The following is a 22933-nucleotide window of genomic DNA, read 5'->3' on the forward strand; positions in this document are numbered from 1 at the left end:
AGCAGAAGAATAGATCTCAAGTCCTTGGAACCAGCGTCTCCAACCGACGCTCCCAACAGATACGACAGCGCGCGGCACAAACAAGTTCACCGCGCCGGCGCGTCCTCGATCATCACCCGCCCCTCGCGGCGCGGATCGTAACCACCGTCGAGCACCCCGTTCCGCACGATCACGCCGTGAACGCCAGAATCCTCCCCCTGCCCCGGCCGCACGTCGACGCCGCGCGCCAGCAACCCGGCACGCACCGCGGGGGAGAAGCGGTCCGCTTCCCCCTGATAACTGCCGCCGCGTGCGATCAGGTTGGGCAGCGCGATCGCCTGCTGCATCGGCAGTTTCCAGTCGATCGCCGCGACCAGCGACTTGCCGACATAGGCGAGGATCGCATTGCCCCCCGCCGACCCGATCGCGCCCGCGAAGCGCCGGTCGGCGTCGAGCAGGATCAGCGGCGTCATCGACGATCGCGGCCGCTTCCCCGCCGCAACCGCATTCGCGGCCGGACGCCCGGCGGCATCGCGCGGCGAAAAGGCGAAGTCGGTCATCTGGTTGTTGAGGAAGAACCCGTCGACCATCCGCCCCGACCCGAAGATCGATTCGACCGTCGTCGTCATCGATACGACGTTGCCATGCGCGTCGCCGACGATGAAGTGGGACGTACCGACCGGCTCCACCTGCCGGTCGTTCGCCGCGACCGGCGCGCCCGGCGGCGTGCCGGCTTCCGGCGGCGGCCCTGCGGTGGCGCCGATAAGGCGCGACCGTGCGGTGACATAACCGGGATCGATCAGCCCCTTGACCGGCACGTTCACGAACGCCGGGTCGCCAAAATACCCGTCGCGGTCGGCATACATCAGCCGGCTGGCGGCGGCGAACAGGTACCACGCCTGGGCATCGTCCGGGTCACGATCCGCGATGTCGGTCCGCTCCAGCAGCATCAGCAATTGCAGCATGCCGACACCGCTCGCAGGGGGCGGCGGGACGCACACAGCATAGACGCGGTACCGTCCGCACACCGCTTCGCGCTCGACCGGCCTGTACCGGGCGAGGTCGGCGAGCGTCATCGTGCCCGCCAGCGGCCCGGCCTGTACGCGCGCCACAATCCGCCGCGCCGTCTCCCCCGTATAGAGCGCGTCGGGACCCTGCGCCGCCAGCCGCCCGAGGAACGCCGCATAGGCGGGATTGCGCAACCGGTCGCCCGGCCCGACCAGCCCGCCCCTGGGTCTGCCGAAATAGGCCAGCACGTCGGGCACGTTCGACTCCGGAAACGCACCGCTCGCCAGGAACTTGCCGAGACGTGGCGACACCACGAACCCGTCGCGCGCGGTCTGCTCCGCATCGGCGAACAGCGTCTTCCACGGCAGCGCGCCATGCCGCTGCTGGACGAGCGCGAGCATCTTCACCGCCCCCGGTACGCCCGTCGCACGACCGCTCAGCACCGCATCGCGGAATGGCAACGGCTTGCCATTGTCGTCGAGGAACATGTCAGGCGTCGCGCCGGCGGGAGCTGTTTCGCGCCCGTCATAGACGACGACCTTGCGCGTCGCGGCGTCGTAATAGCTCATGAAACCGCCGCCGCCGACGCCGGAGCTTTGCGGTTCCACCAGCGACAGCATCGCCTGCACCGCCACCGCGGCGTCCGCCGCGCTGCCGCCGCGCCGCAGCACGGCCATTCCCGCCTCCGTCGCCAGCGGATTGGCGGCGATCACGAAGATCTTCGCCTTCGCAATCGGCGCGACAGACTGTGCCGGAGTGGACGCCGTCTGCCGGTCCGTCGCGCAACCGGACAGGACCAACGCGGCGGCGACCGCGATCGAACGCAATATCGATGTCATCGGACTGTCCTTAGGTGATCCGATCGGCAATGCGAATGCCCCTATTAGCGTGGCGAGCGCCGGGATAGATGACGATCCGAAGCCCCCCCCTTCGGGACAGGGAGACCGCGCAGGAAAGGATGGCGATGAGCCGTACGCTGGAACATTTTCCCAACCTCGTGACGATGTTCTTCACGCGGGCGCGGGAGAAGGGCGAAGCGCCGTTCCTGTGGGCGAAGAAGAATGGCAGCTGGACACCGATCAGCTGGGCGGAGGCGGCGCGTCAGGTCGCCAGCCTCGCCGCCGGCCTGAACGCGATCGGCTTGAACCGCGGCGACCGCGTGATGCTGGTCAGCGAGAACCGCCCCGAATGGTGCATTGCCGATCTGGCGATCATGGCCGCCGGCTGCATCACCGTCCCGACCTACACCACCAACACAGAGCGCGATCACCTCCACATCCTCGAAAACAGCGGCGCGTGTGGCATCATCGTGTCGACCGCCAAGCTGGCGAAAGTGCTGCTCCCCGCCGTCCTCCGCTCCAATCAGGGGCAGACCGTGATCGGCATGGAGGAGATGCGCGCGCCGGCCGGCTCGATCGACTTCCACCTCTGGCACGACCTGATCGCGAAGCATCCCGCCGATGTTGCGAGCGCGGAGGCGGCAGCGGACTTCCAGCGCGACGATCTGGCGTGCATCATCTACACCAGCGGCACCGGCGGCGCGCCGCGCGGAGTGATGCAGCATCACGGCGCGATCCTGCACAACGCCAAGGGCTGCGCGACCGTCATCTCGGAGGATTTCGGCTGGGGGGACGAGGTGTTCCTGTCCTTCCTGCCGCTGTCGCACGCCTATGAACACACCGGCGGGCAGCACTTCCCGATCGGCCTCGGCGGGCAGATCTACTATGCCGAAAGCCTCGACAAGCTCGCCGCCAATATCGAGGAGGTGCGCCCGACGATCATGTTCGTCGTGCCCCGCCTGTTCGAAGTGCTGCGAACCCGGATCGGCAAGGCGATCGAGAAACAGGGCGGCATGTCGTCCTATCTGCTCAGCAAAGCGCTCGACGTCGGTGCGAAGGAGAACGAGGGGTGCGTCCGCCTGATCGACCGGCCTGCGCAGTTGCTGGTGCGAACATTGTTCAAGCCGAAGATCGCGAAGAAGTTCGGCGGGCGGATGAAGGCTATGGTGTCCGGCGGCGCGCCTTTGACGCCGGAGGTCGGGCTGTTCTTCCAGTCGCTCGGCGTGACCTTCCTGCAAGGCTATGGCCAGACCGAGGCCGCGCCGGTCATCTCGTGCAACCGGCCGAGCGCCGGCATCCGCATGGATTCGGTCGGCCCCGCGCTGATCGACACCGAGGTGCGGATCGCGGAGGACGGCGAGATCCTCGTTCGCGGCGAACTGGTGATGCACGGATACTGGCGCAACGAGGCGGAGACGGCACGCGTCCTGAAGGACGGCTGGCTCCACACCGGCGACATCGGCGAGATCGACGACCGGGGGCGGATCAGGATCACCGACCGCAAGAAGGACCTCATCATCAACGACAAGGGCGACAATATCGCCCCGCAAAAGGTGGAGGGCATGCTGACCCTCCAGCCCGAGATCGGACAGGCGATGATCGCCGGCGACCGGCGGCCCTATATGGTCGCGCTGATCGTGCCCGACCCCGACTGGACACAGGAATGGTGCGCCAGGGGCGGCGGAAAGTGCGACTTCAGGACGCTCGCGGAACACCCGGAATACCGCGCCGCGCTGATGGCCGCGGTAGAGCGGGTGAACAAGGACCTGTCGGTCACCGAACGCGTCCGCCGCTTCATTCTGGCGGACGGTCCGTTCACGATCGAGAACGAGCAATTGACGCCGAGCATGAAGACGCGGCGACACGTGCTGAAGCAGGTATACGGGGAGAAGCTGGACGCGTTGTACAAGGGATAAGTGCGCGCATCTCGACTGTTGCCTTCCGCGGCGAAGGCGGGAGCCCAGTCACTGGGTCCCCCTTCGCGGGGACACGTCAGTTCGTGCCGCTGCTCGGCACAACAACCGGAGCCGCCGGAGCAGCAACCACCCCGCCTGCCTTCGGCACCACCGCCAGCGTCCAGTCGCGATCGGGCCGCAGGTATCGCGCCGCGACCGATTGAAGGTCCGCCGGTGTCGCCTGCACCAGATCGGCCAGCACCGATCGCACCGCCGAAATCCGCCGCGGGTCGTACGCGCCGCCGCCCATCTGCGCGAGCCAGAACTGGCTCGACGTGGACGCGCGCATCAGTTGCTGCTTCATCGGGCCGACGATCCGCTCCAGCTCGTCCGCGGCGATCGGGGTCTTCACCAGATCGGCCGCGATCTCGCGCGACAGGCGAAAGAACAGGTCGACCTTGTCCGGCTCGACCTGCCCGATCGCCATGATCCGGCCGCCGGTCAGCGTGCCGACCGGCCACTGGCTCTGCACCGACGGACTATAGCTCGCGCCCGCCGTCTGCCGCAGCCGTTCGAACAACCGGTCGCCGAAAACCTGTGCCAGAATGTCGAGCTGGCGGCTGGTGCGGATCTCCGCGATGCCGCCGCCGGTCGGCCACGCGATCACCGCCGCCGCCTGCGTCGCCGGACCGTCATGCGTCAGCGTGACGGGCGTTTCCACATGCGCGGGGAAGCGGACCGGCAGTTTCTCCAGCGGCACCGGCCGGCGCGGCTTCATCGCGCCGAAGCTGGCCTGCGCCGCCGCGATCACCTCGTCGACCTTCACGTCGCCGAACACCGACAGCTCGATCGATCCCGATTGCAGCAGCGGCTTCCACAATTTGCGGAACTTGCGGCGCGTCAGGCCCTCGATCTGCTGCGCCGTCGGCGTCGCCCAGCGCGGATCGCCGTCGCGCAGCAATCCCTCCAGCTCGCGCTGGAGCACGCCGGTGGGGGAGGATCGCGCGGTCGCCTCCGCCGCCAGCGCCGTCGCCTTGGCACGCAGGATCGGCGCGCGGTCCCAGCGGGGATATTCCAGCTTCGCCGCCATCAACCGCAATTCGTCCTTATAGTCGGCGGGCGAGGTCATCGCCGCGAACAGGAACGCATCCTCGTCGATCCCGAAGTCGAGACCGATCCGCCGACCCGCCGACAATTGCTCCAGGTCGCCCTGATCCAGCTTGCCGACGCCCATCGCCACCAGCGCGAGGTCGGCCGCCCACGCGGCGCTCGGCCGGTCGGTCGGCAGTGCCGCATAGCCGCTGCCGAACCGCGTCCGGACATAGACGCGGCCCGTCTCGCCGGTGTTGGCGAAGATCAGCAACCGCACGCCATTGGCGAAGTCGACCTGTTCCAGCCCGAGCTTCTCGATCGTCCGGCGTGATACGACCGCAGACGGCGTGCCCATTTTCGGCAGGTCGTCGAAACCGACCGCGGCCTGAACGCGCCGCTTGCCGATCAGGCCGGACACGTCTGCCTTCAGCGCCGCCTCCAGCCGCGCGGTGGAGCCGCCATCGGCCGTCGGCGTCGTCACGATCGCGCGCGTGGCGTCGCCCTGAAAGATGCGGCGGGTCGACGCCAGCACGGTGTCCGGGGTGAACATCGTCTTGGCGCGCGCATCCTTAAAGATCGCGTAGCTCGTTTCCGGCGAGGTCGTCGTCTCGCGGATGTCCAGCGCGGAGGCCATGTCGTCCGCCTGTTTCGCCCCCGCCTCGACGCGCGACGTCTCCACGATCGTCCGCATGACGGTATCGTAGTCGGCGAGTTCGCGGTCGATCTCGACCTGTGTCGGTGCGGTCGCCATCGCATCGGCGATCACCGCACGCACGTCCTTCAGCGCCGCTTCCCACTGACCCGTCACGGGCACGATCTGGGTCGAGGTGACATTGGCCGATCGTGCCTCGTCGTCGACCGACACCTGCGCCTGGAGGAAGCTGCCGCCGGACCGTGCGCGCTGTTCCAGCCGACGACTGACGAGGCGGGCGGCGACCGTGTCGACCATGCGCTTCTGGTTGAACAGGATCGTGTCGTCCTGATATTTCCACGGGCGCAACACCGCCGTCGCGACGATCGCCGGTATGCCCGGCTCCACCAGCGACGCGGTGGCGGGTCTGGACGGATCGGGCTTGCCGAAATCGGGCGCGGGCACGTCGGGGCCGATCGCCTGCCAGCCCGCGAAATTCTTGACGATCAGGCGGGCGAACAGCGCCGGGTCCATGTCGCCCGAAATGATGACGACCGCGCGGCTTGGCCGGTACCAGCGGTCGTGGAACGCCTTGACCGTCGCACCGGTCGCCGCCGCCAGCGTCTTCTCGGTTCCGATCGGCGAGCGTTCCGCCAGCGGTTGCCCGGCATAGAAGGTCTCGCGCAGCGCATCGGCGAACTTCACCTGCGGCCCCGGCTGCTCGCGCCTCTCGGCCAGCACCACCGGGCGCTCGGCGGCGACGGAGGCATCGCTCAGCACCGGCGCGGCCATCATGCCCGACAGGATACGAAGCGACTCGTCCAGCCCCTGCTCGGTCGCGGCGGGCAGGTCGAGCTTGTACAGCGTCTGCGTCGGCGTCGTCGTCGCGTTCGAATCCGAGCCGAACGTCGCGCCCAGCCGCTGCCACACCCGCTTTGCCTCGCCGTCGGGAACATGGGCGGAACTGCGGAACGACAGATGCTCGATGAAGTGCGCGAAGCCGCGCTCGCTGTCGGTTTCGTACAGCGAGCCGACGTCCATCGCGACGCGCACCGCCACCTGCCCCGGTGGCACGCCGTTCTTCCGCACGGCATAGCGCAGGCCGTTGGGCAACGTACCGAACGACCACGCCGGGTCCGGCGCGATGTCGCTGCCCTTGTAGAGCCATGCCGCGGTATCGACGCGAATGGCCGGCGTCGAGGGATCGACCGCCGTCTGCGCCGCGGCGGGCGCCTTCTGCTGCGCCGAAAGGGGAGCCGTCAGGAATGCTACGGCCAGAGCGGAAACGCGGAACACGCGCGTGGGGAACGCCATATCGGCTCCTTTAGCGCCGGACGAGACGATCGGCCAACCTCATTCCTCCTTCTCGTTCCTCCCTGGCACGGGGAGGGGAACCGCGGAGCGGTGGAGGGGAAGCCACTGGCGGGATGGCTTGTGGCCGCCCCTCCGTCACGCCGGCGGCGCGCCACCTCCCCGCTCGCGGAGAGGATTTAACACGGCCAGCCGCTTGATCCCCCGCCCCGCGCGCGCCACATGCCGCGCATGTTGATCGAGACCGAAGCCACGCCCAACCCGGCGACGCTCAAGTTCCTGCCCGGCCGCATTGTCATGGATGCCGGCACGCGCGATTTCGCCACCCCCGAGGAAGCGGACGCGAGCCCGCTGGCCGACGCCCTGTTCGGCCTCGGCGACGTGACCGGCGTGTTCTTCGGCCGCGATTTCGTGTCGGTGACGATCGCGCCCGGCGTGGACTGGCGCGACGCCAAGCCCGACGTGCTCGGCCTGCTGCTCGATCATTTCAGCGCCGCGATGCCGCTGTTCCGTCAGGGTAGCGCAGGCTTCGCCGTGCCCCCCGCCGATACCGACTTCGCCGAGGATCCCGCCGACGCGGAGATCGTGGCGCAAATCCGCGAACTGATTGAGACGCGCGTGCGCCCGGCCGTGGCGAACGACGGCGGCGACATCGTCTATCGCGGCTTCGACAAGGGCAAGGTCTTCCTGCAATTGCAGGGTGCCTGTTCCGGCTGCCCATCCTCCAGCGCGACGCTGAAGCAGGGAATCGAGCAGCTGCTGCGCCACTATGTCCCCGAAGTCACCGAAGTGAGGGCGATCTGATGCCGGCGATCGACGACACGGCGCTCGACCAGCTCTTCCGCGAGGCGCGGACGTTCAACCACTATACCGACGAGCCCGTGCCGGAATCGGACCTGCATGCGATCTGGGACCTGATGAAGATGGGGCCGACCTCGGCCAACCAGCTTCCCGCGCGCCTCGTCTGGTGCGTCAGCACGGAGGCGAAGGAGAAGCTCGCCGCCGCCGCCAGCGACACGAACGCCGACAAAATCCGCAAGGCTCCGGTCAGCGTCGTCATCGGCATGGACACCGAATTCCACGAGCATTTGCCCGAGCTCTTCCCGCACGCCGATGCGAAAAGCTGGTTCGACGGCAACTCAGAACTGCGTCAGGCCTCGGCGTTCCGCAACTCGTCGCTGCAGGGCGGCTATCTGATCCTCGCCGCCCGCGCGCTCGGGCTCGATGTCGGGCCGATGTCCGGCTTCGACGGGGGTGCGGTCGACAAGGCGTTCTTCCACGACACGCCGGCGGTGAAGACCAACTTCATCGCCACGCTCGGCCATGGCGACCGTTCCACGTTGTACGACCGCTCGCCACGCCCGGCGTTCGAGCGCTTCAACCGGATCGCGTGAGCGCCGAGTTCGCGGAGCGCACGCTCGTCATCGAGACCGCCACCGCCGCCTGCTCCGTCGCGCTGATCGAGGATGGCCGTGTCGTCGCCGCGCGTCACGAGGTGGTCGGGCGCGGCCATGCCGAACGGCTGGTGCCGATGATTGCCGAACTGCCGGACGGTGGCCGCGCGACCCGCATCCTCGTCGACGTCGGCCCCGGCAGCTTCACCGGCGTGCGCGTCGGCGTCGCCGCGGCACGGGGGCTGGGGCTCGGCTGGGGGGCGACGGTGCGGGGTTTCTCCTCCCTCGCGATCGTCGCCGCCGCCGCGTTGAAGGCGTTGCCGCGCGAGCGGATTGCAGCGGTGCTGGAGGCGGGGCATGGTGAGGTCTTCATGCAGAGCTTCGCCGCCGACCTGACCCCGCTCGACGCGCCCGTGTCGCTGCACCCCGCAGAGGCGGCGGCCATACTCGGCGACACCTTCGCGATCGGCAGTGGTACGTACCGCCTGCCCGATCACGTCACCGCGCGCGCCGATGCGCTGCCCGACGCGTCCGACCTGCCGCTGCTGACCGCGGCGCTCGCCGATCTCGACCCGCGCCCGCTCTACGGCCGCGCGCCGGACGCCAAGTTGCCCATCGCCAGGGCCGCGCGATAATGGCTACGCGTATCCTCTCCCTCCGCCACGGCGATGCGCGCGACGCGGCGATCGTCGATGCGCTGATGACCGCCGCGTTCGACCCGCGCTATGGCGAGGCGTGGACGCGCAGCCAGTGTCTGGGCGTGCTGGCGATGCCCGGCGTCGCGCTGACGATCGCCAGCTACGACGACGAACCGGCCGGCTTTGCAATGGTCCGTGCCGTCGCCGACGAGGCCGAGCTGCTGCTGCTCGCGGTCGCGCCGAACCACCGGCATCGCGGCGTCGGCGGTGCGCTGCTCCGCTCCACGATCGCGGACGCGCAGAGCCGCGGCGTCGTGACGATGCACCTCGAGGTGCGTGCGAACAACGACGCGGTGCGCCTCTATACCGCTAACGGCTTCGCCAAGGTGGGTGAACGGCGTGGCTATTACCGCGGCACCGACGGGCGGCATCACGACGCCCACACCTATTCCCGACCGCTTTAGCTTATTGCGAGTCGGTATCCCTTTTCGCAACAAGCGAACGGGGCTACATGACCACCTCGTCCGAGAGGTTCAAAAGTCATGGCGCGCAAGATCGATCTGGAAGCTCTCTGCAACGAGAAGGGCCTGCGCATCACCGAGCAGCGCCGCGTCATCGCGCGCGTCCTGTCGGAGGCGGAGGATCACCCCGATGTGGAAAAGGTGTACGAACGCGCCTCCGCGATCGACAAGGGCATCTCGATCGCCACAGTCTATCGCACCGTTCGCCTGTTCGAGGAGGCGGGGATCCTCGACCGCCACGATTTCGGCGACGGCCGCGCCCGCTACGAGCCCTCGCCCGAGGCGCATCACGATCACCTGATCGATGTCGAGACCGGCCGCGTGCTGGAGTTCGTCGATCCCGAGCTGGAACTGCTGCAAAAGGCGATCGCCGAACGCATGGGCTTCCGCCTCGTCGATCACCGCATGGAATTGTACGGCGTCAGCCTCGACCGGAAGATCTGACTCCTGCCCGTCAGGGATAGATGCACGATCCAACCGGAGACGGGCGAGAATAGATGAGTACGCTCCGTCTGATCGTCCGGCTGATCGCGCTCGTCACCGCACTGCTCGTCGCCCTCCCGCTGCATGCTATCTGGCGACTGTTCCGCGCCCGCTCGCCGTGGCCGCGCCGCTTTCTCGGCTGGTGCGCCCGTATCGTCGGCGCGAAGGCGCGCGTCGTCGGCGTGCCCCTCACGCGCGACGCGGTAATCCTCGCCAACCATCTCAGCTGGATCGACATCCTGCTGCTGGCCGGTACGACCGGCACCGCCTTCGTCGCCAAGGGCGAACTCGAAGCCGTGCCGCTGATCGGCTGGCTGTCGTCGGTCAACCACACTGTCTTCGTCGCGCGCGGCGAGCGGATGGCCGTCGCCGAGCAGGTCGAACAACTCCGCCGCGCGCTCGCCGCACCGTGGCCTGTCACGATCTTTCCGGAGGGGACGACCGGCGACGGCACGACCCTGCTTCCGTTCAAGCCAGCCCTGCTCGCCGCGCTCGACCCGCCGCCGCCGGGCCTGCGCGTGCAGCCGGTGCGGATCGATTACGGTGACGCCCGGTCGGACTGCGTTTGGGGTGACGAACCCGGACAGGTCCACGCCCTCCGCGTCCTTCGCCGCCGTGGCAGCTTCGTCGCGACGCTGAACTTCGCCGAACCCTTCGCCCCGCAGGGCGGCCGCAAGAGCATCGCGGCCGAAGCGAGACGACGCATCGAGGCCCTCCAGTTCCTCCCCCTTGCATAGTGGGAGCATCGCCCCCTCCCCGCCCCGGCCGCGATCTGCTAACGGCCGTCGCATGAAGACCCCGCCCAAGACCTTTCACGTCAAGTCGTTCGGTTGCCAGATGAACGTCTACGACGGCGAGCGCATGGCCGAGCTGATGACGGCGGAGGGCATGACCGCCGCCGCCGACGTGAACGACGCCGACCTCGTCGTGCTCAACACCTGCCACATCCGCGAAAAGGCGACCGAGAAGGTCTATTCGGACATCGGCCGCATCCGCAAGATCGCGGGCAAGAGCGGCGGCGATCCGATGATCGCCATCGCCGGCTGCGTCGCGCAGGCGGAGGGGGAGGAAATCGTCCGCCGCGCCAAGGTCGACGTCGTCGTCGGTCCGCAGGCCTACCATAACCTGCCCGCCCTCGTCGCGCAGGCCGCCGCCGGCACCGCCGCGCTCGACACCGACATGCCGCTCGCGTCGAAATTCGGCCGCCTGCCCGCGCGCCGCCGCGTCGGCCCGTCGGCGTTCCTGACCGTGCAGGAGGGATGCGACAAGTTCTGCACCTATTGCGTCGTCCCCTACACGCGCGGGGCGGAGGTCAGCCGGCCCTTCGCCGCGATCGTCGACGAGGCGAGGGCGCTGGTCGATGCCGGCGCGCGAGAGATCACGCTGCTGGGCCAGAACGTCAACGCGTGGGTCGATGCGGACGGACGCGGCCTGCACGACCTGATCCGGACGCTCGACCGCATCCCCGGCCTCGCGCGCCTCCGCTACACCACCAGCCACCCCAACGACATGGCGCAGGGCCTGATCGACGCGCATGGCGACGTCGAAAGCCTGATGCCGTTCCTGCATCTGCCCGTACAGTCCGGCTCCACCCGCATCCTGAAGGCGATGAACCGCAGCCACGGCCGCGACGATTATCTGCGCCTGCTCGACCGCGTCCGCGCCGTGCGCCCGGACATCGCGCTGTCCGGAGACTTCATCGTCGGCTTCCCCGGCGAGACGGAGGCGGATTTCGCCGACACGCTGGGTCTGGTCAAGGCGGTCGGCTACGCACAGGCGTTCAGCTTCAAGTACAGCCCCCGCCCCGGCACCCCCGCCGCGTCGATGGCGGACGAGGTCGTGCCGCAGGTGATGGACGAACGCCTCCAGCGGCTTCAGGCGGCGCTCGGCCGCGACCAGCGCGCCTTCAACGAGGCGAGCATCGGCCGCACCTGCGACGTGCTGGTCGAACGCACCGGCAAGCTGCCGGGGCAGTGGCTCGGCAAGTCGCCCTGGCTGCAATCGGTCCATCTGATCGGCGATCACGCCATCGGCGATCTGGTCACGGTGGAACTGACCGGCGCGACCCAGTCATCGCTGGCGGGTCACGTCCGCCACGCCAAGGCCGCCTGACCCCTGCGGATCGCGCTTTCGCATAACCCGGATCAGCAGCGCGATCTTGTCGCTGTCCTAACCGCTTCCCATCTGCCAGTCTTGCCTAGCATGCCGAATCCTACCTGCCCCGCCAGCCCTTCGCCCGCCCTGCGCCCGGGTGCTTCGCGGCGAAGTGCAGGGACATGCTTCGACGCCTCCACTTCCTCCACTTCGCGTCTCGAAAGGACCGCATGAGCCGTAAGCCAGTCCCCGCCCAATCGGGCGAACGTGCCCGTGTCGAGGTGATGTTCGACCGCCCGCAGGCGCTGGCGCAACTGTTCGGCCAATACGACCAGAACCTCGTGGCGCTGGAGAACCGGCTGGGCGTCTACATCACCGCGCGCGGCAACCGCGTCGGGCTGGAGGGAACCGCCGAGCAGGTCGCGATCGCCCGCGACGTGTTGCAGGACCTGTATCAGCGGATCGCCCGCGGCGAGCAGATCGACACCGGCCTCGTCGACGCCTCGATCGCCATGGTCGCCGAACCGACGCTGGCGGGCATCGTGTCGGCCGAGCGCACCGGTGGCCCCGGCATCATGATCCGCACGCGCAAGAAGACGATCGTGCCGCGCACCCCGGCACAGGCGCATTACATGCGGGACCTCGTCGGCAACGACATGATCTTCGCGCTCGGGCCGGCGGGTACGGGCAAAACCTATCTCGCGGTCGCGCAGGCGGTGGCGCAGCTCATCACCGGCTCCGTCCAGCGCCTCATCCTGTCGCGCCCGGCGGTTGAGGCGGGCGAGCGGCTCGGCTTCCTGCCCGGCGACATGAAGGAGAAGGTCGATCCCTATCTGCGTCCCCTCTACGATGCGCTCTACGACTGCCTCCCCGCCGAGCAGGTCGAACGGCGCATCGCATCGGGAGAGATCGAGATCGCGCCGATCGCGTTCATGCGCGGCCGCACGCTCGGCGATGCGTTCGTGATCCTCGACGAGGCGCAGAATACGACGCCCGCGCAGATGAAGATGTTCCTGACCCGCTTCGGCCAGAACAGCCGCATGGTCATCTGCGGCGATCCCAATCAGGTCGACATTCCCGGCGGCGCCGCTGCCAGCGGTCTGGGCGACGCCGTCCGCCGCCTAGAAGGGCTCGACGGCATTGCCATGAGCCGCTTCACCGCCGCCGACGTCGTCCGCCACCCCATCGTCGGCCGCATCGTCGAAGCATATGAGGGGGCATCGGCGTGAATGATGTCGTAGGGGACTGCGCATGATCCAGATCGAACTCTCCCTCGAAGATCCCTGGCCCGAGGGCGAGTGGGAGGCGATCGCGCGGCGCGCGGCGGAGGCGGCGATCGGGCGGACGCCGCAGGGGCCGCTGCTGACGACGGAGGCGCTGGTGGAGATCAGCGTCCGCTTGACGACCGACGACGAGGTCCACGCGCTCAACAAACAATATCGCGGCAAGGACAAGCCGACCAACGTTCTCTCCTTTCCGATGGTGCAGCCCGATCTGCTCGACACCGTCAGCCAAAACTCCGATGATGGCGAGCTGCTGCTGGGCGATATCGTGCTGGCGTACGGAGTCTGCGCGGCGGAGGCGGCGGAACGCGGCATACCGACCGCGGATCACGCAACGCATTTGCTGGTTCATGGCACGCTGCACCTGCTAGGCTATGACCACATGACCGACGACGAGGCGGAATCGATGGAGGAGATCGAGCGACAGGCGCTCGCCTCCCTCGGCATCGCCGACCCCTATCTGATACGCGAGGACTGACTTGGCCGACGATCGAAGTAGCACCGCCGATAGCGACAGTATCTGGCGGGGTTTGAAGTCGTTCATCTTCGGACAGGATACCGAGGAGCGGCTGCGCGATCAGCTCGAAGAGGCGATCGATCGTCACGAGGACGATCCCGCCCCCGACGCCAAGGGCGACCTGTCGCCGCTGGAACGGCAGATGGTCCGCAACCTGCTGCATTTCGGAGAGCGTGACGCCGGCGATGTCGGCGTTCCCCGCGCCGACATCGTCGCGGTCGAGGAGAAGACCAGCTTCGACCACCTCGTACAGATCTTCGCGGAGGCCGGGCACAGCCGCCTGCCCGTCTATCGCGAGAAGCTGGATACGATCGTCGGCATGATTCACGTCAAGGACGTGTTCCGCATTCTCGCGACCGGCGCACCGCACCCCGCCGACCTGTCGGGCCTGATCCGCGAGCCGCTCTACGTGCCGATGTCGCGCGGGACGCTCGACGTGCTGGCCGACATGCGCCAGCGCCGCGTCCATCTGGCGATCGTGCTCGACGAATATTCGGGCACCGAGGGCCTGATAACGATCGAGGATCTGATCGAGGAGATCGTCGGCGAGATCGAGGACGAGCATGACGAGGCCCCGGAGGCGCTGCTGATCCCGCTCGACGGGGGCGCATGGGATGCCGATGCGCGCGTCGAGCTGGAGGATGTCGGCACCGCGGTCGATCCGCGGCTGGCGGATACGGAGGACGATGTCGACACGCTCGGCGGCCTCGCCGCGGTGCTCGCCGGCCGGGTGCCGCAGGTCGGCGAATGCGTCGATCATCCGTCGGGCTGGAAGCTGGAGGTGACCGATTCGGACGAGCGCCGCGTCAACCGCCTGCGCCTGCATCCGCCGGTCGAACCCGAACCCGCAGAGGCCGACTGATCGTTTTTGCCACTATAGATCGCCGGACCATCTTGTTTTGTAGATCAGTCACGGCGGCGTAAGGTTCTGCAACGCCAGAATCGAGACCAAGGAGACAGGATATGGACGCGATCACCGAAGGCAGCCCGATCAACGATCCCAAGAAGCAGCCGGCCGCGATGCGCCGCCTGCTGGGCCAGACCGCCCGCGACTGGTGGCCGGAATCGCTGTCGATCGACATCCTTCACCAGAAGGGTGTCAGCGGCAATCCGATGGGCGACGATTTCAAGTATCGCGAAGAGTTTCTGTCGCTCGATTACGACGCGCTGAAGGCCGACCTGACCGCGCTGATGACCGACAGCCAGCCGTGGTGGCCGGCGGATTACGGGCATTACGGCCCGTTCTTCATCCGCATGGCGTGGCACTCGGCCGGCACCTATCGCACCGGCGACGGCCGTGGCGGTTCGTCGGCAGGCCAGCAGCGCTTCGCGCCACTGAACTCGTGGCCGGACAACGGCAACCTCGACAAGGCCCGCCGCCTGCTGTGGCCGATCAAGCAGAAATACGGCCGCAAGCTCAGCTGGGCCGACCTCTTCATCCTCGCCGGCAACGTCGCGATCGAATCGATGGGCGGGCCGACCTTCGGCTTCTCCGGCGGACGCGAGGACGTGTTCGAGCCCGAAAAGGACGTCTATTGGGGCACCGAGGAGGAATGGCTCGGTCAGACGCGCATCGACGAGGAAGCCGGCCTCGCGCTCGAAAGCCCGCTCGCCGCGATCCAGCACGGCCTCATCTACGTGAACCCGGAGGGTCCCGGCGGCTGCCCGCACCCGCAGGGGTCGGCGCGCGACATGAAGGAAACCTTCGCGCGCATGGGGATGAACGACGAGGAAACCGTCGCGCTCACCGCCGGCGGCCACACCTTCGGCAAGGCGCACGGCGCGGGCGATCCGAAGCTCGTCGGCAAGGAACCGGAAGGGTCGGACATCGCGTCGCAGGGCCTCGGCTGGACTTCCACGCATGAGAGCGGGATGGGCGATCACACGATCACCTCCGGGATCGAGGGCGCGTGGACGCCGACGCCGACGACATGGGACATGACGTATTTCGACATGCTCTTCGACCATGAGTACGAACTGGTGAAGAGTCCGGCGGGTGCGCACCAGTGGCAGCCGGTCGGCAATCCCGACGACACGCTTGCCCCCGCCGCGCACACCGCGGGCAAGCGCGTGCCGACGATGATGACCACCGCCGACATGGCGCTGAAGGTCGACCCCGCCTACAATGCGATCTGCCAGAAATTTCGCGCCGACCCCGCCTATTTCGCGGATGCTTGGGCAAGGGCGTGGTTCAAGCTGACGCACCGCGACATGGGTCCGAAGATCCGCCTGCTCGGGCCCGAAGTGCCCGCCGAGGAGCTGATCTGGCAGGATCCGATCCCCGTCGCCGACTATCCGCAGATCGAGGCTGGCGACGTCGCCGACCTGAAGGCGACGATCGCCAACTCCGGGCTGTCGGTCGAGGATCTGGTGACGACCGCCTGGGCGTCCGCGTCGACGTGGCGCGGGTCGGATCATCGCGGCGGCGCGAACGGCGGCCGTATCCGCCTGTCGCCGCAGAAGGACTGGGAGGTCAATCAGCCGGAACAGCTCGCCCGCGTGCTGTCGGTCTATGAGGGCATCAAGCGCGACTTCGACCAGCAGGGTGCGAAGAAGGTGTCGATCGCCGACCTGATCGTGCTCGGCGGTTCCGTCGGGATCGAGACGGCGGCGAAGGCGGCCGGCCACGCGGTCGAAGTGCCGTTCAAGCCGGGTCGCACGGACGCCAGCGAGGAACAGACCGACGCCGAGGGCTTCGACGTGCTCGAACCCAAGGCGGACGGTTTCCGCAACTACCTCTCGGTCAAGTTCAACGTCCCGACCGAGGAGTTGCTCGTCGACCGTGCGCAGTTGCTCGGCCTCAGCGCACCGGAGATGACGGTGCTGGTCGGCGGCCTGCGCGTGCTGGGTGCGAACCACAGCAAGGCGAAGCAGCACGGCGTGTTCACCGATCGCCCGGGTCAGCTCACCAACGATTTCTTCGTCAACCTGCTCGACATGGGCACGGCGTGGAAGCAGATCAGCGATGAGAGCGACGAGGAATTCCTCGGCACCGACCGCCATACGCACGAGCAGAAGTGGACCGCGTCGCGCACCGATCTGGTGTTCGGCTCCAACTCCCAGCTCCGCGCGCTGTCGGAAGTCTATGCGGCGGCGGATGCGGGCGAAATGTTCGTTTCGCACTTCGTCAAGGCGTGGACGAAGGTGATGAACGCCGACCGGTACGACCTGACGGTGTGAATCCCTAGAATCCTCCCCTTTTCAAGGGGAGGTGGCGCGAATGCGCCGGAGGGGCAGCCACAAGCGATGTCGCCCGTGGCTGCCCCTCCGTCACGCCTGCGGCGCGCCACCTCCCCGCGAGCGGGAAGGATGGAGTCCGGCCGTTGCGGCAAACGACCACACCTCCTAGGTTCACACCATGCTGAAACACGTCCTGCGCGTCCTCGCGATCGTCGTCGTCATCGTCATCGGCGTGGTGGTGTATCTCGCCTGGCCGGATACCGCGAAGCTGTCGGTGGCGCAGGTCGCCGGTGCCCGCCCCGACATCACCACGCCGCGCGTCCAGACGCTGCCGACCGTCAAGGTCGCCGACGTCGTCGGCTGGCAGGGTAACGCAAAGCCGGTCGCGGCGCAGGGGCTTCAGGTCGCGGCCTTCGCCAGCGGCCTCGACCACCCGCGCTGGCTCTATCGGCTGCCGAATGGCGACGTGCTGGTTGCGGAGACGAACTCGCCCAAGCGGGAGGGCGGCGGCATCCAGGGCTGGGTCATGGGGCTGCTGATGAGCAAGGCGGGTGCCGGCGTGCCCTCGGCGAACCGCATCACCCTGCTTCGCGATGCGGATGGCGATGGCGTGGCGGAGGTGAAGACGCCCTTCATGACCGGGCTGAACTCCCCGTTCGGCATGGCGCTGATGGATGGACAGCTCTACATCGGGAATACCGACGCGCTGGTTCGCGTGCCCTATACGGAGGGTCAGACCAAGATCACCTCCACGCCGGAGACGATCGTCAAGCTCAATCCCGGCGGCAACCACTGGGCGCGCAACGTCATTCCTGCGGCGGACGGCAAGACGCTGTACGTGTCGGTCGGCTCGGCGAGCAATATCGCCGAAGGCGGCATGGCGGCGGAAAAATACCGCGCCAACATTCTTCAGGTCTGGCCCGACAAGCAATGGCGCGTCTATGGCGCGGGCATCCGCAACGCGAACGGCATGGCGATCAACCCGGTTACCGGACAGCTCTGGACCGTCGTCAACGAACGGGACATGCTCGGCTCCGACCTCGCGCCCGACTATCTGACGCAGGTAGAGTTCGGCGATCACTTCGGCTGGCCGTGGTTCTACTGGGGCGGTTATCCCGATGATCGCGTCGAGCCGAAGAACCCCGCCTTGCAGGAATATAGCAAGCGACCGGACTACGCCCTCGGGCCGCACGTCGCAGCACTCGGCCTTGCCTTCTCCACCGACGCAAAGCTCGGCGATGGCTGGGCTTCCGGCGCATTCGTCGGCGAGCACGGATCGTGGAACCGCAAGCCGGTGTCGGGGTACAAGGTCGTGTACGTTCCGTTCGCCGCCAACGGCTATCCCGTGCGGGGCGCAAAGCCGGTCGACCTGCTGACCGGTTTCCTCGACAAGGACGGCAAGGCGCAGGGCCGCCCGGTCGGCGTCATCACCGACAAAGCGGGCGCTCTGCTGGTCGCGGACGATGTCGGCAACCGCATCTGGCGGGTGAGCGCCCCGACCACGACCGCTTCGCGCTGACGATAGCGGGCTGGGTGGCGGGGATGGCGCAACGAACCCCCGCCATGCCGCACCCGCTGACGCGCACTACGTTGTTCGTCGTGATCGCGGCGGCTCACCTGTGCGCAATCATCCTCCTGTTGCTTGGCAAGTCGCCGGCGGTGCCCGGTTCCGAAGACCGGACATTGTTCGTCTTCGACGTCGCGCCTCAGCCTCCCCCGGCACCGATTCTGTCGACACCGCCCAAACCGAAGACGATCGACCTGCGTCCTGCGGGCGGCTCGCCCCGACCCGACCGCGTCGTGACACCGCCCGCCGATGCGCGCCCGCCCACCCGGTTCGACACGACGCTGACCGACGATGCTCCACCCGCACCGATCGTGGTCGCTGGCGACCTGCCCGGCACCGGGATCGACCTGACGCCCGGCGGCGGGCGCGGCGATGGGACGCGCAACGGCAGCGGTAACGGGTCCGGAGTCGGCAACGGCAACGGCGAAGGAGCGGGCGCGATGTGGATCGGCGCCGACTGGATCTACAAGCCGGTGCGCGAATTGCCTTATTACTGGCCCCGCGCAAAGGAGGCGCGGAGGGCCTCGGCGGTCGTCGCGCTCGACTGCGTCCTGCCCAAACCGGGCAAGCCGGAGCGTTGCACGGTGGTCGGCGAACGGCCCGTGGGGCTGGGCTTCGGCGAGGCGGCACTCGGCCTGTCCCGCCATTTCCGCATCCGCCCGGTGACCCGTGACGGCAAGGTCGTCAGAAACGTCACCGTCCGCGTGCCGGTGACGTTCAAGACACCCTACGTGCCAGTGCCGTAAGCGCCGACGATGATATCGCGGTTCGCGGATGCCGGGTTCGTCCCGGAATCATGCGACGTCACTTTAGCAACTTGGGCGCTTCCTTTTCGATCGCCGCTTTCACCTGATTGGCGAACAGCCCCAGGAACGCCGGCAGATCGACGACCGCATGAACCTTGTCCGCGAACACCGTCGCCGTGGAGGCGATCGTCTGGCCCATGGCGGAAACGGTGAAGTGCATCGTATCGCCATCCCATCGATGCTGGACCGCGCCGCCACCGGGAATTTTTTCCGTGATGCGCTGGATACCGCCGTCGAGGCGCTGACGGACGGCCTCCTTGCCAAGCGAGTGGGGTATGTCGAGCGAGATCGGGGTGCCCATCAGTCAATCCTTGGCAAACAACATGGCGTCATCCGCGAACGCCTTGAACTCCAGCGCGTTGCCGCTGGGGTCGCGAAAGAACATCGTCGATTGTTCGCCCGCCTGCCCGGCGAAGCGCGTGTAGGGCGCAATGCCGAAGCGGATGCCGGCCGCCTCCACCCGCTCCGCCAGCGCACGCCAGTCGGCGGGGGGCAGCACGACGCCGAAATGCGGCACCGGCACGACGTGACCATCGACCGCGTTCTCGACTGCCACGGGCTTTGCGACGGGATCGAGGTGCGCGACGATCTGATGACCGAAGAGGTCGAAGTCGATCCAGTGATCGCTCGACCGCCCTTCGCTGCAACCCAGCACGTCACCGTAAAAGGCACGCGCCGCGGCGAGATCGTGGACGGGAAAGGCGAGATGGAACGGGCGGAGTGTCATGGCGGCATGATACACCAGCGGATCGGGTGCGTCAGCCCCGGCGTCGGCATATGCGCAACCCCTTGTTAGGCGACCGGCGCCGGGCCAAGTGGCGCGTGTGACCATCCTTCGATCCCCTGCCCTTCTCTCCGTGCTGCTCGGGGCGGTGGCCGCGTGCGGTTTCGCGCCGCTGGAACTCTGGCCCCTGACGCTCGGCTGTTTCGCGGCGTGGCTGTTGCTGGTCCATCGGGCACCGACGTTCCGCAATGCGCTGTGGCGCGGCTGGCTGTTCGGACTGGGTCATTTTACGGTCAACAACAACTGGTTCCAGCACGCGTTCGACTTTCAGGACGCGATGCCGCCGGTGCTGGGCTATTTCGCCGCGGTCGGACTGGCGCTGTATCTCGCCGTCTATCCGATGATGGCGGCGGGCATCGCGTGGCGCTTCCGGCAGGATCGGGCCGACGCGGCATTCGTGCTGATCTTTGCCGCGGCATGGATCGCCACCGAGTATCTGCGGGCGGTGATGTTTACGGGCTATGCCTGGAACGCGCTGGGCGTGCTGTGGGTGCCGGTGCAGGCGGTGGCGAGCGTGTCGGCGTGGGTCGGCACCTATGCGCTGTCGGGCCTGACCATCGCATTCGCGGGCGTGTTGCTTCTGCTGTGGCAGCGGCGCTGGTGGTGGGCGCTGCCGGTATTGGCCGTGCCGCTCGCGTTGCAACCCCTGTCCTACCGTGCGCAGCCGCCGACGACCGGTTCGCGCGTGCGCGTCGTGCAGCCCAATATCGGTCAGCAGGATCGTAACGAGAATGACGGCGAACGCGTGTTCCGCGCCCTGGCGGCGCTGTCGGGTGAACCCGGCCCGATCCCCCGGCTGATCGTCTGGCCGGAGGGGATGCTGCGCGACCTGATCGAGGACGATTATCCGGCGTGGATCTACACCAATGATCCGGCGCGGTTGCGGCGACGGATCGCCGCCTTGCTGGGGCCTCGCGACGTGTTGATGACGGGGGGCATCGCGCTGTCGTTCGATGCGGAGGACCGGATCGCGGGGGCGGCCAATTCGGTTTTCGCGATCGACGCAAGGGCGCGCCTGATCGGCCGGTACGACAAGGCGCATCTGGTGCCATATGGCGAGTATCTGCCGCTGCCGTGGCTGCTCCGGCCACTCGGTCTATCGCAACTGGTGCCGGGCGATCTGGACTTCTCGCCGGGGCCGGGACCCCATGCGATCGAGTGGCCCGGGTTCGGACCGGTCGGCATTCAGGTCTGCTACGAGATCATCTTCTCGGGCGAGGTCGTGGACGAGGCGCACCGGCCGAAGCTGCTGTTCAATCCCTCGACCGACGCGTGGTTCGGCAAATGGGGGCCGCCCCAGCATCTGGCGCAGGCACGGATGCGCGCGATCGAGGAGGGGCTGCCGATCGTCCGGTCCACGCCGACCGGCATTTCCGCGATCATCGCGGCGGACGGCACGCTGCTGGCGACCGTTCCGCACGAGCGCGCCGGTGCGATCGAACTGGCGGTGCCGCCTGCGCTGCCCCCGACCCTGTTTTCCCGGATCGGAAACGTGTTGGCCGCGATGGTCGCCAGTGCCATGGGCGCGGCCGCGATTGCCATCCGCCGCCGGGGACGATAGGGACCCTCATATAAAGCTATCTTTATATCGTTATGAGGCATCCGATGCGCAGCTCGTTCATCTTCACGTCCGAATCGGTTTCGGAGGGTCACCCCGACAAGGTCGCCGACCAGATCAGCGACTCGATCGTCGACCTGTTCCTGTCCAAGGACCCCGAGGCGCGCGTCGCGTGCGAAACGCTGACCACCACGCAGCTCGTCGTGCTGGCCGGTGAAATCCGCGGCAAGGGCATCATGGACGCCGACGGCAACTGGGCCGAGGGCGTGCAGGAAGAGATCGAAAAGACCGTTCGCGATACCGTCAAGCGTATCGGTTACGAGCAAACGGGCTTCCATTGGGAAACCTTCCGCTTCGAGAACAACCTGCACCCACAGTCGGCCCATATCGCGATGGGTGTGGACGAAAGCGGCAACAAGGACGAGGGCGCGGGCGACCAGGGCATCATGTTCGGTTACGCGACCGACGAGACGCCGGGCCTGATGCCGGCGACACTCTACTACAGCCACAAGATCCTCGAAAAGATGGCCGCCGATCGCCATTCGGGCGCCGCACCGTTCCTGGAGCCCGACGCCAAGAGCCAGGTGACGCTGCAGTACGAGAACGAAGTGCCGGTCCGTGCCACCGCGCTGGTCGTCTCGACGCAGCATTCCGCCGACCTGTCGAACGACGCCGGTCAGGCCCGCTTGCGCGACTACGTCAAGGGCGTGTTCGCCGAGATCCTGCCGGAGGGCTGGCTGCCGTCGGAGGACAAGATCTACGTCAACCCGACCGGGCTGTTCGAAATCGGCGGCCCGGACGGCGACGCCGGCGTCACCGGTCGCAAGATCATCGTCGACACCTATGGTGGCGCGGCCCCGCACGGCGGCGGCGCTTTCAGCGGCAAGGACCCGACCAAGGTCGATCGTTCGGCCGCGTATGTCGCCCGCTATCTGGCGAAGAACGTCGTTGCCGCCGGCCTCGCGCGGCGCTGCACGATCCAGCTGTCCTACGCGATCGGCATCGCCGAACCGCTGTCGGTCTATGTCGACCTGCATGGCACCGGCACGGTCGAGGAAGCGGCGCTGGAAAGCGCGTTGCCGAAGCTGGTGCGCCTGACGCCCAAAGGCATCCGCGAGCATCTGAAGCTTAACGCGCCGATCTATTCGAAGACTGCCGCTTACGGCCATTTCGGGCGCGATCCGGAGGGTGAGCTGTTCACCTGGGAGAAGACCGATCTGGTCGACGCGCTGAAGGCCGCCGTCGCCGCATAACTCGCCCGCATCCCGGTCGGCAATCAAGGCCTCCCCGGTGACGGGCGAGGCCTTTTTTGCGTCCGGCCCCGCCCTGCACACGGTCCCGCCGGACGCTGCG

General features: G+C 67.7%; 20 protein-coding genes. 16 read left to right on the forward strand and 4 right to left on the reverse strand.

All coding sequences use genetic code 11. The features are described from left to right. Positions 1-86: 86 nt before the first annotated feature. Complete coding sequence (locus ASG07_RS07115; protein WP_055843796.1) at positions 87-1826, reverse strand: gamma-glutamyltransferase family protein; 1740 nt, start codon at positions 1824-1826, stop codon at positions 87-89. 125 nt (positions 1827-1951) lie between these two features. On the opposite strand from ASG07_RS07115, the gene ASG07_RS07120 reads away from it, so the two are divergent. Further along, entirely contained in the window at positions 1952-3742 is a 1791-nt protein-coding gene (locus ASG07_RS07120; RefSeq protein WP_055844027.1) for an AMP-dependent synthetase/ligase, read from the forward strand. 76 nt (positions 3743-3818) lie between these two features. Here ASG07_RS07120 and ASG07_RS07125 read toward each other — a convergent pair whose 3' ends face one another. Further along, entirely contained in the window at positions 3819-6758 is a 2940-nt protein-coding gene (locus tag ASG07_RS07125; RefSeq protein WP_055843798.1) for a M16 family metallopeptidase, read from the reverse strand. 228 nt (positions 6759-6986) lie between these two features. Between ASG07_RS07125 and ASG07_RS07130 the strand changes: the two genes are divergently transcribed. From ASG07_RS07130 to ASG07_RS07190, 13 genes are all read left to right on the forward strand, one after another. Further along, complete coding sequence (locus ASG07_RS07130) at positions 6987-7559, forward strand: NifU family protein (RefSeq protein WP_055844028.1); 573 nt, start codon at positions 6987-6989, stop codon at positions 7557-7559. Continuing rightward, a complete protein-coding gene (locus ASG07_RS07135) occupies positions 7559-8149 on the forward strand; it encodes a malonic semialdehyde reductase (RefSeq protein WP_055843800.1) in 591 nt (196 codons plus the stop codon). The genes ASG07_RS07130 and ASG07_RS07135 overlap by 1 nt, the downstream gene beginning before the upstream one ends. Continuing rightward, positions 8146-8784, forward strand: coding sequence for a tRNA (adenosine(37)-N6)-threonylcarbamoyltransferase complex dimerization subunit type 1 TsaB (tsaB, locus tag ASG07_RS07140; RefSeq protein ID WP_055843802.1), 639 nt, complete (start codon positions 8146-8148; stop codon positions 8782-8784). The genes ASG07_RS07135 and tsaB overlap by 4 nt, the downstream gene beginning before the upstream one ends. Then, on the forward strand, positions 8784-9251 hold the full coding sequence (locus ASG07_RS07145; RefSeq protein ID WP_055843803.1) for a GNAT family N-acetyltransferase: 468 nt from the start codon (positions 8784-8786) through the stop codon (positions 9249-9251). The genes tsaB and ASG07_RS07145 overlap by 1 nt, the downstream gene beginning before the upstream one ends. Positions 9252-9329: 78 nt before the next feature. Continuing rightward, positions 9330-9752 (forward strand): Fur family transcriptional regulator, encoded by a 423-nt coding sequence (locus tag ASG07_RS07150; RefSeq protein WP_055843805.1) that lies wholly within the window; start codon positions 9330-9332, stop codon positions 9750-9752. A gap of 53 nt (positions 9753-9805) precedes the next feature. Beyond that, entirely contained in the window at positions 9806-10528 is a 723-nt protein-coding gene (locus ASG07_RS07155; RefSeq protein ID WP_055843807.1) for a lysophospholipid acyltransferase family protein, read from the forward strand. 52 nt (positions 10529-10580) lie between these two features. Beyond that, on the forward strand, positions 10581-11903 hold the full coding sequence (gene miaB / locus ASG07_RS07160; protein WP_082474593.1) for a tRNA (N6-isopentenyl adenosine(37)-C2)-methylthiotransferase MiaB: 1323 nt from the start codon (positions 10581-10583) through the stop codon (positions 11901-11903). 212 nt (positions 11904-12115) lie between these two features. Next, on the forward strand, positions 12116-13114 hold the full coding sequence (locus tag ASG07_RS07165) for a PhoH family protein (RefSeq protein WP_055843809.1): 999 nt from the start codon (positions 12116-12118) through the stop codon (positions 13112-13114). Positions 13115-13136: 22 nt separating this feature from the next. Continuing rightward, complete coding sequence (gene ybeY, locus ASG07_RS07170) at positions 13137-13646, forward strand: rRNA maturation RNase YbeY (protein WP_055843812.1); 510 nt, start codon at positions 13137-13139, stop codon at positions 13644-13646. A 1-nt stretch (position 13647) separates the two neighbouring features. Beyond that, the gene (locus ASG07_RS07175; RefSeq protein WP_055843814.1) at positions 13648-14547 is read left to right on the forward strand and encodes a hemolysin family protein; all 900 of its coding nucleotides are present in this window, start codon (positions 13648-13650) and stop codon (positions 14545-14547) included. 101 nt (positions 14548-14648) lie between these two features. Further along, the gene (gene katG / locus ASG07_RS07180) at positions 14649-16865 is read left to right on the forward strand and encodes a catalase/peroxidase HPI (protein WP_055843816.1); all 2217 of its coding nucleotides are present in this window, start codon (positions 14649-14651) and stop codon (positions 16863-16865) included. Between the two features lie 178 nt (positions 16866-17043). Continuing rightward, positions 17044-18384: a PQQ-dependent sugar dehydrogenase gene (locus tag ASG07_RS07185; RefSeq protein ID WP_055843817.1), complete on the forward strand. Its 1341-nt coding sequence runs from the start codon at positions 17044-17046 to the stop codon at positions 18382-18384. 23 nt (positions 18385-18407) lie between these two features. Continuing rightward, complete coding sequence (locus ASG07_RS07190; protein WP_082474595.1) at positions 18408-19178, forward strand: TonB family protein; 771 nt, start codon at positions 18408-18410, stop codon at positions 19176-19178. 58 nt (positions 19179-19236) lie between these two features. On the opposite strand, the gene ASG07_RS07195 is transcribed toward ASG07_RS07190, so the two are convergent. Both ASG07_RS07195 and ASG07_RS07200 read right to left on the reverse strand, forming a co-directional pair. Next, complete coding sequence (locus ASG07_RS07195) at positions 19237-19539, reverse strand: polyhydroxyalkanoic acid system family protein (protein ID WP_055843821.1); 303 nt, start codon at positions 19537-19539, stop codon at positions 19237-19239. A gap of 3 nt (positions 19540-19542) precedes the next feature. Next, positions 19543-19965: a VOC family protein gene (locus ASG07_RS07200; protein ID WP_055844031.1), complete on the reverse strand. Its 423-nt coding sequence runs from the start codon at positions 19963-19965 to the stop codon at positions 19543-19545. Positions 19966-20068: 103 nt separating this feature from the next. On the opposite strand from ASG07_RS07200, the gene lnt reads away from it, so the two are divergent. Together lnt and metK are read left to right on the forward strand one after the other, a co-directional pair. After that, positions 20069-21583 carry an apolipoprotein N-acyltransferase gene (lnt, locus tag ASG07_RS07205; RefSeq protein WP_055844033.1) on the forward strand — a complete coding sequence of 505 codons (1515 nt, stop codon included), beginning with the start codon at positions 20069-20071 and terminating at the stop codon, positions 21581-21583. A gap of 44 nt (positions 21584-21627) precedes the next feature. Then, complete coding sequence (metK, locus tag ASG07_RS07210; RefSeq protein WP_055843823.1) at positions 21628-22833, forward strand: methionine adenosyltransferase; 1206 nt, start codon at positions 21628-21630, stop codon at positions 22831-22833. The last annotated feature ends 100 nt before the right edge of the window (positions 22834-22933 follow it).

Source organism: Sphingomonas sp. Leaf343 (assembly GCF_001423765.1).
Taxonomy (GTDB): Bacteria; Pseudomonadota; Alphaproteobacteria; order Sphingomonadales; family Sphingomonadaceae; genus Sphingomonas.

What these genes read in the sequence shown, in the direction of transcription:
- ASG07_RS07115 (WP_055843796.1), bottom strand. Translation starts at nt 1,826, where the DNA reads ATGACATCGATATTGCGTTCGATCGCGGTCGCCGCCGCGTTGGTCCTG.
- ASG07_RS07120 (WP_055844027.1), top strand. Translation starts at nt 1,952, where the DNA reads ATGAGCCGTACGCTGGAACATTTTCCCAACCTCGTGACGATGTTCTTC.
- ASG07_RS07125 (WP_055843798.1), bottom strand. Translation starts at nt 6,758, where the DNA reads ATGGCGTTCCCCACGCGCGTGTTCCGCGTTTCCGCTCTGGCCGTAGCA.
- ASG07_RS07130 (WP_055844028.1), top strand. Translation starts at nt 6,987, where the DNA reads ATGTTGATCGAGACCGAAGCCACGCCCAACCCGGCGACGCTCAAGTTC.
- ASG07_RS07135 (WP_055843800.1), top strand. Translation starts at nt 7,559, where the DNA reads ATGCCGGCGATCGACGACACGGCGCTCGACCAGCTCTTCCGCGAGGCG.
- ASG07_RS07145 (WP_055843803.1), top strand. Translation starts at nt 8,784, where the DNA reads ATGGCTACGCGTATCCTCTCCCTCCGCCACGGCGATGCGCGCGACGCG.
- ASG07_RS07150 (WP_055843805.1), top strand. Translation starts at nt 9,330, where the DNA reads ATGGCGCGCAAGATCGATCTGGAAGCTCTCTGCAACGAGAAGGGCCTG.
- ASG07_RS07155 (WP_055843807.1), top strand. Translation starts at nt 9,806, where the DNA reads ATGAGTACGCTCCGTCTGATCGTCCGGCTGATCGCGCTCGTCACCGCA.
- miaB (WP_082474593.1), top strand. Translation starts at nt 10,581, where the DNA reads ATGAAGACCCCGCCCAAGACCTTTCACGTCAAGTCGTTCGGTTGCCAG.
- ASG07_RS07165 (WP_055843809.1), top strand. Translation starts at nt 12,116, where the DNA reads ATGAGCCGTAAGCCAGTCCCCGCCCAATCGGGCGAACGTGCCCGTGTC.
- ybeY (WP_055843812.1), top strand. Translation starts at nt 13,137, where the DNA reads ATGATCCAGATCGAACTCTCCCTCGAAGATCCCTGGCCCGAGGGCGAG.
- katG (WP_055843816.1), top strand. Translation starts at nt 14,649, where the DNA reads ATGGACGCGATCACCGAAGGCAGCCCGATCAACGATCCCAAGAAGCAG.
- ASG07_RS07185 (WP_055843817.1), top strand. Translation starts at nt 17,044, where the DNA reads ATGCTGAAACACGTCCTGCGCGTCCTCGCGATCGTCGTCGTCATCGTC.
- ASG07_RS07190 (WP_082474595.1), top strand. Translation starts at nt 18,408, where the DNA reads ATGGCGCAACGAACCCCCGCCATGCCGCACCCGCTGACGCGCACTACG.
- ASG07_RS07195 (WP_055843821.1), bottom strand. Translation starts at nt 19,539, where the DNA reads ATGGGCACCCCGATCTCGCTCGACATACCCCACTCGCTTGGCAAGGAG.
- ASG07_RS07200 (WP_055844031.1), bottom strand. Translation starts at nt 19,965, where the DNA reads ATGACACTCCGCCCGTTCCATCTCGCCTTTCCCGTCCACGATCTCGCC.
- metK (WP_055843823.1), top strand. Translation starts at nt 21,628, where the DNA reads ATGCGCAGCTCGTTCATCTTCACGTCCGAATCGGTTTCGGAGGGTCAC.